13 protein-coding genes and 1 tRNA gene are annotated in these 6,416 nt (G+C 26.2%); 3 read left to right on the top strand and 11 right to left on the bottom strand.

Features of this window, described 5'->3' with window-relative positions:
* Nucleotides 1-210: 210 nt before the first annotated feature.
* The gene (locus tag ABDV69_RS19710) at nucleotides 211-372 is read right to left on the bottom strand and encodes a hypothetical protein (protein WP_343577405.1); all 162 of its coding nucleotides are present in this window, start codon (nucleotides 370-372) and stop codon (nucleotides 211-213) included.
* Between the two features lie 104 nt (nucleotides 373-476).
* Here ABDV69_RS19710 and ABDV69_RS19705 point away from each other — a divergent pair, with 104 nt between their 5' ends.
* The gene (locus ABDV69_RS19705) at nucleotides 477-1,175 is read left to right on the top strand and encodes a hypothetical protein (RefSeq protein WP_343577404.1); all 699 of its coding nucleotides are present in this window, start codon (nucleotides 477-479) and stop codon (nucleotides 1,173-1,175) included.
* On the opposite strand, the gene ABDV69_RS19700 is transcribed toward ABDV69_RS19705, so the two are convergent.
* From ABDV69_RS19700 to ABDV69_RS19685, 4 genes are all read right to left on the bottom strand, one after another.
* Nucleotides 1,172-1,990 carry a glycosyltransferase gene (locus ABDV69_RS19700; protein WP_343577402.1) on the bottom strand — a complete coding sequence of 273 codons (819 nt, stop codon included), beginning with the start codon at nucleotides 1,988-1,990 and terminating at the stop codon, nucleotides 1,172-1,174. The two genes, ABDV69_RS19705 and ABDV69_RS19700, sit on opposite strands and share 4 nt — an antisense overlap.
* Before the next feature lie 33 nt (nucleotides 1,991-2,023).
* Nucleotides 2,024-2,096, bottom strand: a tRNA-Gln gene (locus tag ABDV69_RS19695).
* A 16-nt stretch (nucleotides 2,097-2,112) separates the two neighbouring features.
* Nucleotides 2,113-2,442 (bottom strand): hypothetical protein, encoded by a 330-nt coding sequence (locus ABDV69_RS19690; RefSeq protein WP_343577401.1) that lies wholly within the window; start codon nucleotides 2,440-2,442, stop codon nucleotides 2,113-2,115.
* A gap of 37 nt (nucleotides 2,443-2,479) precedes the next feature.
* Nucleotides 2,480-2,803 carry a hypothetical protein gene (locus ABDV69_RS19685; protein WP_343577400.1) on the bottom strand — a complete coding sequence of 108 codons (324 nt, stop codon included), beginning with the start codon at nucleotides 2,801-2,803 and terminating at the stop codon, nucleotides 2,480-2,482.
* A gap of 62 nt (nucleotides 2,804-2,865) precedes the next feature.
* On the opposite strand from ABDV69_RS19685, the gene ABDV69_RS19680 reads away from it, so the two are divergent.
* Nucleotides 2,866-3,792 (top strand): hypothetical protein, encoded by a 927-nt coding sequence (locus tag ABDV69_RS19680; RefSeq protein ID WP_343577398.1) that lies wholly within the window; start codon nucleotides 2,866-2,868, stop codon nucleotides 3,790-3,792.
* A 35-nt stretch (nucleotides 3,793-3,827) separates the two neighbouring features.
* The gene (locus ABDV69_RS19675; protein WP_343577396.1) at nucleotides 3,828-4,082 is read left to right on the top strand and encodes a hypothetical protein; all 255 of its coding nucleotides are present in this window, start codon (nucleotides 3,828-3,830) and stop codon (nucleotides 4,080-4,082) included.
* Here ABDV69_RS19675 and ABDV69_RS19670 read toward each other — a convergent pair.
* The 6 genes from ABDV69_RS19670 to ABDV69_RS19645 form a co-directional block, all read right to left on the bottom strand.
* A complete protein-coding gene (locus ABDV69_RS19670) occupies nucleotides 4,072-4,428 on the bottom strand; it encodes a hypothetical protein (RefSeq protein WP_343577395.1) in 357 nt (118 codons plus the stop codon). The genes ABDV69_RS19675 and ABDV69_RS19670 overlap by 11 nt on opposite strands.
* A gap of 90 nt (nucleotides 4,429-4,518) precedes the next feature.
* Nucleotides 4,519-4,764 carry a hypothetical protein gene (locus ABDV69_RS19665; protein WP_343577394.1) on the bottom strand — a complete coding sequence of 82 codons (246 nt, stop codon included), beginning with the start codon at nucleotides 4,762-4,764 and terminating at the stop codon, nucleotides 4,519-4,521.
* Nucleotide 4,765: 1 nt separating this feature from the next.
* A complete protein-coding gene (locus ABDV69_RS19660) occupies nucleotides 4,766-4,915 on the bottom strand; it encodes a hypothetical protein (protein ID WP_343577392.1) in 150 nt (49 codons plus the stop codon).
* Nucleotides 4,916-5,190: 275 nt separating this feature from the next.
* Nucleotides 5,191-5,394 carry a hypothetical protein gene (locus ABDV69_RS19655; protein ID WP_343577390.1) on the bottom strand — a complete coding sequence of 68 codons (204 nt, stop codon included), beginning with the start codon at nucleotides 5,392-5,394 and terminating at the stop codon, nucleotides 5,191-5,193.
* A 67-nt stretch (nucleotides 5,395-5,461) separates the two neighbouring features.
* Nucleotides 5,462-5,998, bottom strand: a complete 537-nt coding sequence (locus ABDV69_RS19650) for a hypothetical protein (RefSeq protein ID WP_343577388.1) — start codon at nucleotides 5,996-5,998, stop codon at nucleotides 5,462-5,464.
* 38 nt (nucleotides 5,999-6,036) lie between these two features.
* The gene (locus ABDV69_RS19645; protein WP_343577386.1) at nucleotides 6,037-6,246 is read right to left on the bottom strand and encodes a hypothetical protein; all 210 of its coding nucleotides are present in this window, start codon (nucleotides 6,244-6,246) and stop codon (nucleotides 6,037-6,039) included.
* Between the last annotated feature and the right edge of the window lie 170 nt (nucleotides 6,247-6,416).

Below are 6,416 nucleotides of genomic sequence, written 5' to 3'. Positions count from 1 at the left end.
TTTTTGTTTTATTATTTAAATATTGTATAATAGCACTTTCTTTATTAGTTTCATTACTCCATTTAGCAATTTCTATAATTTTATCTTTATTATCGTTTATAAATTTAGGTAACTTCATATATCTATTATGTTAATATATTATATAAATATTTTATAATTCATTCCACCATTCGTCTTCAGAGAATTATTCCAGAAATCTGTAAATTTTTATTATAGTTTGTTTTCATTTAAAACAACTACTTCACTTTCATCTAAAACTTGTATTTCATCGGTATTAAGACACTTAAACTTATATTTACCGCTGTTTAATTTTTCTACTGTCCATTCTGTGATATCTTCATTGTCTGGATTTTCTACGTAATTACCCGTCATTAGCATTTTATAATATTGCATAGTTATATAATGCGTTAAAGGTATAAATACTTTATAGTTTTTTTAATTGAAAAACTTTAAATAGTCTATTGCAATATGTAATTATGACGGGTATTATATCTGTTCCAAAAGTAAACGATAAGTTAAGAGTTAGCTATGAATATATAGACGAAACTACTGGACTGGTAGAATGGAAAATAGAAAATTTAACAGATAAAAGCATTTCGTGTGTGTTATACAGAAATGGTTATTATTTTGGAGATGCTTTCTTTCCAATATATATACAGAATTTAGGAACTGATTTTATACAGAAATTTGAGTATACCAGTGGAGAGATTAATAGTATGGAATTACAATTAATAATTCTTAATGGTTTTAAGCCTATTGTATGTTTTGTTTTTAACATCCTTCCAAAAAAGTCTGTAAACTTTCTTGAAGATGGTTTTGTAGATGGTATTGTTCCTTCTAATTACAGGGCTTATGAATTGTCTCAAGAAAATATTTCAAAAACGGTAAGAGAATACTCCATACAGTATCCACAGAGCGAGGTTACTGACTATGACCATCAAACCGAGAGCACTACGAAAGGATACTCACCAAATCCAAAGACATTTAAGACATATACTTTTGATTTAACTTCTGAATTGAAATTTCCTGATAATCAGATGTTTCCTATCACCATTGAAAGAATAAGACATAATCCAGAAAAGGAAAATTTAGAACAAAAGTTTGAAGCAGCTATAGAAAAAGGAGATATAATATTGGCTTTAAAATATTTCTTTGAATATCTAAAAACGCTTTAAATATTTATTATATTTTTTAAATGTGCATTACAGTCTATTATTCTTATATTAATTAAAGTAAAAAGTATATCTTTATTATATTTATATTTGCCTTTTTCATATGCTTCTATAAAATATTTTTCCATTATTTGAAAATTGTTTTTTGCTTCTTTATAATATTTATATATATCTTTTGGGTCTTTATGATGAAAAGCACTGTTTTTTAAAAATCTATAATAGGTAAGTATTTTTCTTATAGAAATAATATTTTCTCCAGAAGCTAAAGCAAAATATCCTAATAGATTGTCTTCACTGTTTGTTATTTTACTTAAAACAGTTAAATCTATAATGCTTTTTTTAATTGTTATTGCTGACTTATTCCAAAGTTGACCTTCAAAATAATAATTTGTAGGAACATATCCAAGAGAATTATCATTTTCATCTATATACTCTCTATCATTGTGTATAAAAGCAATGTCTATACTGCTTTCTAATGCTTTTGATACTATGTTTATTTTATCAGAATTAAAGGTGTCATCATCGTCTAAAAAGATGATATAATCACTTTTCATATTTGATATTGCATATACGAGCTGTTCACCTATTGTTCCACCATATTTTAGTCTTGTATATTTAACAGAAGGATGTCTTCTTTTATATGTTTCAAGCTCAGTTTCTATACTATTAGGCTGTTTAGTTTCTCCGGTAATATAATCACTAACAAAACAAAATTCATCCGGGTCTTTAGTTTGTGCATCAAGTGATATTATGGCTTTTTTTACATACTCTATTCTCTTTTTATCTGGTTTATAAGAAGTTAATAATACTCCAATCATAAAATGTTATTATAAATAAATATATAAACATAATAGCTCTGGAATGATTTGGACATTCGTCTTCGGGTTCAAAGCCCGACATACTTAACCACTATACTACAGAGCTAATAAAAATAAAAAATTTATTGTTTTGGTTTTTCTTTGTCTGCACTCATAGGAATTGGTTTTTCTTTGTCTATGTTTATGGTTGACATCAATTTTCCTACAGCATCTTCAATTGTTTTGCTATGTGCAGAAACAACTGTGCTATATTCAGCTAAATATTTTTTGATAGTATCAAGGTCTTTTGGCATATCTTTTGCAGGAGTTTTTTCTATATCATATGCAAAAGCAAAGAGTGCCGCTATTATTATTCCTATTATGCCCTCTAAAAACAATCCTTTAGTTACAGCTGCTATTCCTAAACCAAATATAAAAACTGCTATGGTTAAATACACACTTTTAGTTGCCATACTACTATATTAGTTTAAAATATATAAAGACATACATTTATTTCTTTTTATAAAGGTGTAAAGTGTCTTTATTTACACCATCCATCAATATGTGCAAATACCAAGCCTTTAATTTATCCGGGTCTCCATTTGTTAACATATAAATTTCTAATATGTCTTTTGGCTGTATTGAGAATTTGCTTACTCTAACTACTCCAATAGGTGTTTTTACTTTCATTATATGCTGTCCGTGAAATAGAAATCTATGCTCTCCTCCATAAAATTGTGAAGGCAAATCCATTTCTTTATTTACTATATTGGCTTTATTTAGTGGTATTCCAGCTAATTTACAAATTAAATTATGTATATCTCTATTAGGCATGTATATACTATTTCTTTATAAAATAAATAACGTTTATAAATATCATTAAGTAATATTTAACTATGGAAGACGAATTATTATATTTTAGTGTGCCTGTTGAATATATCAAAGGATATACTATATGGAACGAATATATGAATTATTATGGAAAAACACAAGGAATGAGATTAAAATATATAATAAACGATATATTCAATATAGATTTAGACAACAAGGTAGATACAGAAAAATATACCGTTGTAAAAAAATCTCTAATTAATAATACAGAATATTTAATAACATCAAAAACTTTTATAAAATATTTTATTGTTTTAGAAAAAAACTCTATGCCTGACATAGTTACTAAAAAGGGTGACCAGAAATATTATACAAATCAGTGTGCACGTTGTGGAAAAGTTGAAACGTCTTTTTCACCACACGAACAAATACCTTATATGGGTGGAAGAATATATTTATGCCATTCGTGTAGAAACAAAGTAGAAAAAAGGGTAAAAAGTGAACAAAGTTCAAGGAAAAATATAAAAAGAACAAATTTAGAAATAATGATAAAAGAAATTTTAGACAGTTTAGGTGTAAATTATTATGAGGAATATGCAATAGATTTAGGAATTTTTACAAAAATTGTTGATTTTTATATTCCGTGTGCAAATTTAATAATTGAAGGAAATGGATATAGTTTTCATTCTAATTTAAATAAAGAAAAATTAGGAACTAAACACGGTGAAGAAGCATATTTTGTAGCCGTTTTAAAAGACATTATAAGCTATTTCCAGATGCAGAATTTTGGATATAATATATATATATTAACTGATTTAGAATTAAATAAAAATACAACATTAGAAACTAAAAACATAATAAAAGAAGACCTTTCTAAGGTTCTTATGCTGAATGGTTGCAAGGATAATATTAACATATTCTTTACAGAAAATGGAGTTGTTAAAACTAAAAATTATAATCCATATTATAGTGATAACATCCATTTCAGATAAATATTTATCCTATAACGAAATATATGTGCATGTATATGACAAAAGAAGAAGTTTTAGAACTTTTCAATAAAAATCCAACATTTAATCATCTTTATAAACTGTTTGGTCTAAAAGGATTAGTAAATACTATTACAATGCAAAGAGCAATGACGAGCAACGTTGAAATGCTTCCTTTACATATAATAATGAAAAATGGAATTAGTTATTTTAAAAATGACGAAGTAAATAAATTAGGAATTGCATATATTTATGATTTAAAAAACATACCTGTAGAAATTATTAATGAATAAGAGTAATTCTTTTTATTCGGCTTTTATCAACATTCTTTTGACCTCTTTTTTTAATAAAATGAAGAACTTTAGAAACTTCTTCAAATTTGTTATTTGGAAATATTAAAAATAATTCTTCATCTTCTAAATATCCATTATTTTTTATTCCGGCTATGTTTAAAAGTTCATTCCATTTGTTTTTATGGTCTTTTAGATACAGTGCAAATTCCTTATTGCTATATTCATATGCGTTTGAGGGTATTTCATAATACGGTTTTATTTTGCTTCCTTTTACAGCAAAATAGACATCATCACAGTTGCTTGCTTTAAATTTTTTATATTCTCTGCTCAGTTTTTCCAGTGACATAATTTAATATTGCATAGTAGTATATAAACTTTCTAACAAGAAATTAACCACAGTATATAATTAACCATAAAAGAATTTCATGCGTGTTTTTTAGTGGTTTTTATGCATTTTACTGGGGGTTTTATCATCAATTTTTTCTGCATCTGGAAAGCTCTTTTCCTTTACATCGTTAATTTGTTCACCTATGTCTAATATTGTGCCTAATACAGTGAAAACTAAAGGGCTTCCTACATCCATACTCTGTGTTACCTGCATAGTTTTCATATTTGCATATTTTATTCCTTCTATTAAATCGTGATTTGTATGGATTTTTTTATGTTTTACTGTTCTTATCATGTTATTCCTCTATTATACTGTCTATTTGACCTTCTTTATTCCTACCAATGATTACCTTCTTTTTTTGATTTACTATAAAATAGACTATTCCACCGCCTATTACAGCTCCGCCTATAAAACCAATTATTAAAGCGACTGCATCTTCATCCATAAATATATATTACTTGATAAAATAAATATTGTATATAATTTATTTTAAATATGCTATAAGCAATAGAAGAAAAGTTATTAACAGTTTTATTAAGAACATAAAAATAAATATAGAAATAATGAATAATATTGTATATGCAACTTCTTGATATATTGTTGTTACATACAATAATGCGTGAAGACTTCCAAGTACTCCATAAATAAAGTCTAAAAATGAAAATATTACTAAAATCATTATAGAAATTGGTAATATTAACTCAAAAGGAGCATCGTCTATCATTTTTCGTTCTCTTTTAATTTCTCTTGAAGCCTTTCTATTTCTATTTTTTTATTTTTCAATTCTGAGTGATACTGATTAATAGTTTCAACAAGACTTGAAAATAATTCGTTTAGGAGGCTTTCATTTACCGACAATAATGAACTTTTCTTTTCATTTATTTTATTAATATATATATTAAATTGTTCATCTGTAATATCCATATACAGTTATTACAATATAATATATAAAGTTTGTTAATGTATTTTATTTATTCTTGTCTAATTTATATTAGATACCTTGTATAATACAGTATGAATTTGTCAAAACAATATTGGATATGTCTTTTTTATAAACTTTAAAATCTATGTTTGGAAATAGTCCAATTCCTTCTATATTAAGATTTTCTGTGCCAATTACATAGTGTTCTAAAGAAGAAAGTGGTTTATCGTCTTTAAAGAAAATAATGCTTCCTGTTGGTTTTGCATCCTTTACGTGATAATAATATAATAAGTAATCATAGTCTTTTGGAATTTTATTTGTTTCGTTTCTTTTTATTGTTTTTCCATATACTATAGTTTTATTCATACTATATTCAATTTTGCCAATTTCAGGATAAAATATACCATCTCTAATATGCCACACTCCTCCCATAGTATATTCCATTTGCTTTGTAGTTACATTTTTCAACTCTATTGCATTTGTCAGTGCAATATTATATGGCATTATATTCATTCTATTTACTTCATCAAGAAGCCATTTTTGTGTATTATTTTCGATGGGTTCGTTCGTATGTCCAAGTCTGATACAATCAAAACTATTATCCATAATAATGTATGTTTATTAAATATAAATAGTTATTGGCATTAATGATAATATAAATGAGAAGCTATATCAACAAGACTGCCTAAAGAGCCTATTAGTGACAATAAAAATAATATTTTTATATCTAAAGTATTGGTTACTATTAAACCTGTTGCAGATGCTATTGTGCTTATTATCAAGCCGTAAGCTACATGTGTTCTTCCGTGAATGAAATCACTTACCCATTCTTTCCACGTTTTTGTTGAATCCATATTATTCATAATAATCACGCTACCTTTTTCTCAAGTGCTTCTATTCTATTTCCATAACATTCTATTTTATTTTGGATTAAGTGCAGCATATCTGTAAATATTGCATACATATGTGCTGAACTCAAACCATAAATACCAGATGGACAAATATTCTTATATGGGTCTGGAAC

It is taken from the genome of Mycobacterium sp. (genome assembly GCF_039583785.1).
Lineage (GTDB): Bacteria > Actinomycetota > Actinomycetes > Mycobacteriales > Mycobacteriaceae > Mycobacterium.
The sequence above is the reverse complement of the archived record's forward strand: the minus strand, read 5'-3'. Positions and strand labels throughout refer to the sequence as shown.